Source organism: Aeromicrobium sp. PFPM2_SD2 (assembly GCF_057364525.1).
In genome coordinates this window covers 1-2,446 of the sequence record NZ_JBNFNZ010000370.1, presented here as the reverse complement: position 1 = coordinate 2,446, position 2,446 = coordinate 1, and the positions used below count along the sequence as shown (strand labels likewise).

At 73.2% G+C, this 2,446-nt stretch carries 3 protein-coding genes; 2 read left to right on the top strand and 1 reads right to left on the bottom strand.

Annotation, left to right across the window (positions count from 1 at the left end):
* Both AC2W7G_RS13730 and AC2W7G_RS13725 read left to right on the top strand, forming a co-directional pair.
* Positions 1 to 342: hypothetical protein (locus tag AC2W7G_RS13730; protein WP_485868930.1), on the top strand; the 342-nt coding region annotated here is incomplete at its 5' end.
* A gap of 26 nt (positions 343 to 368) precedes the next feature.
* Positions 369 to 773, top strand: coding sequence for a hypothetical protein (locus tag AC2W7G_RS13725; protein WP_485868929.1), 405 nt, complete (start codon positions 369 to 371; stop codon positions 771 to 773).
* Positions 774 to 831: 58 nt separating this feature from the next.
* Here AC2W7G_RS13725 and AC2W7G_RS13720 read toward each other — a convergent pair whose 3' ends face one another.
* Positions 832 to 1,992: an acyl-CoA dehydrogenase family protein gene (locus AC2W7G_RS13720; RefSeq protein WP_485868928.1), complete on the bottom strand. Its 1,161-nt coding sequence runs from the start codon at positions 1,990 to 1,992 to the stop codon at positions 832 to 834.
* Between the last annotated feature and the right edge of the window lie 454 nt (positions 1,993 to 2,446).

The window sequence follows — 2,446 nt, the reverse complement described above, 5'->3', positions numbered from 1 at the left end:
TCGCCTGAGCTCGGCGGCGCACGCTACGGTGCCGTCCGTGACCGATCCGTCCGCCCCGGTCCCGCGCCACCTTCGTCCTCTCTCTCCGAGCGGCACCAGCACCAGGGATGGCGCCGGCTGCGCCTGCTGGCCTGGTCCGCCCTCGCGCTCGTCTCCCTCGGCGCGGTCGACACGCCCTCGGTCGGCGAGTTCGTCGTGCGCCGCCGAGCCGACGGCGGCGAGGTGCTGCGCATGGACGCGGAGTCGCAGGAGGAGACGAGCATCCTGCAGCACGAGCTGGAGTCCCAGCTGGACACCCTCACCGCCGGGGCGTTCGCCGAGCGCTGGAGCTTCGCGCTCTAGCCCCCACCCGGTCCTAGCCTGGGTCGATGACGCGCTTCGCCATCGACGCCCCGACGCTCCTGCACGTCGTCGAGTCCGGGCTGACCCTCGCCGACGAGCACCAGCTGGTCGCCCCGCGCTCGGTGCGCACCGACGCGCTGCAGCTCCTGCTCGACGACGTCCGAGCCGGACGGCGCACCGAGCGCGAGGCCCGGGCCCTGCACGACCCGGTCACCGAGCTGCGGTTCCGCGCCCTCGGCGACCGCGTCACCCGCGGCGTCGGCTGGCGCATCGCGCTCGACCACGACGGTCTGGGCGTCGCCGCCGCCGAGTACGTGGCGGTCGCCCGCCAGCAGGCCGACGTCCTCGTCACCGCCGACCCGGTGCTCGTGGCCGCCGCCGAGGGCGTCGTCCCCGTGGTCGGCCCCGAGGCGCTCGACGCCGCGACCTGACCCAGACGCACGAGGGCCCCGCGACCAGCACGGTCGCGGGGCCCTCGTCGCGGGTGCGTCAGATCGACTGGACGCCGGCCAGCAGCTGGCGGGCCATGACGATGCGCTGCACCTGGTTGGTGCCCTCGTAGATCTGGGTGATCTTGGCGTCGCGCATCATGCGCTCGACCGGGTAGTCGGCGGTGAAGCCGTAGCCGCCGAGCAGCTGCACGGCGTCCGTGGTCACCTGCATGGCGACGTCGGAGGCGAACGCCTTGGCCGCGGCGCCGAAGAAGGTCAGGTCCTTGTCGCCGCGCTCGGAGCGGCCGGCGGCGGCGTAGGTGATCTGCCGCGCGGCCTCCACCTTCATGCCCATGTCGGCGAGCATGAACTGGATGCCCTGGTTGTCGCTGATCGGCTTGCCGAACTGCTTGCGCTCCTGGACGTAGCCCAGCGCGTAGTCGAGCGCGCCCTGGGCGACGCCGACGGCCTGCGCGGCGATCGTCACGCGCGTGTGGTCCAGGGTCTGCATGGCGTAGGCGAAGCCCTTGCCCTCCTCGCCGATGAGCCGGTCGGCCGGGATGCGCACGTCGTCGAGGTAGACCTCGCGCGTGGGCGAGCCCTTGATGCCGAGCTTGCGCTCCTTGGCGCCGAACGAGACGCCCGGGTCGGACTTCTCCACCACGAACGCGCTGATGCCCTTGCTGCGCTTCTCGGGGTCGGTCATGGCCAGGACGGTGTAGTACTCGGACTCGCCGGCGTTGGTGATCCAGCGCTTGACGCCGTTGAGCACGTACTCGTCGCCGTCGCGCACCGCGCGGGTCTTCTGCGCGGCCGCGTCCGAGCCGGCGTCCGGCTCGCTGAGGCAGTAGGAGAAGCCGCCCTCGCCGCGGGCCAGCGCGCCGAGGTACTTCGCCTTGAGCTCCTCGCTGCCGCCGATCTGGACCGGCAGGGAGCCGAGCTTGTTCACCGCGGGGATGAGCGAGGCCGACACGTCGACCCGGGCGACCTCCTCGATGACCAGGACGGTCGCGAGCGCGTCCGCGCCGGCGCCGCCGTACTGCTCGGGCACGTGCGGCGCGTGGAAGTCGGCGGCCAGCAGCGCGTCGGCGGCCTCCTGCGGGAAGCGGGCCTGCTCGTCGACGTCGGCGGCGTGGGGAGCGATCTTGGCCTCGGCGAGCGCGCGGACGGCCTCGCGGATCGCCTGGTGCTCCTCGGACAGGGCGAAGAAGTCGGACACGGGATCTCCAAAAGGTAGGACGACCTAGTAATCGTATCCGCGCCCCCTTGACGTCCGGCATCGCGTCCGGGGTGCGGCGCGCGGGCGGCCCCCGAGACTGGTCCCATGACCCGCGCGTTCACCGGCCACATCGCCGGCCTCGGCACCACCGCCGGCGTCCGCCTGGTGCTCGGGCACTGGCTCACCAGCCCGTTCGGGTCGTTCGCCGACGTCATGGTCGAGGAGCCCGACGGCCTCCGGACGCTCGTCGCGCCCACCGCCGAGCTCGCGACTTCGTGGCGTCCACCTACACCTTCGACGCGGTGGTGGTCGAGCCCGTCGAGGTCACACCCGGCCCGACCTGGCACGTGCGGACGCCGTCGCTGGAGCTCGCCTTCGAGGTCGGGCGCCGCCACCCCGTCGGCTGGCCGTTGCGCCTGCTGCCCCCGACGGTCGCGCGGTCGCTGGCCTGGGC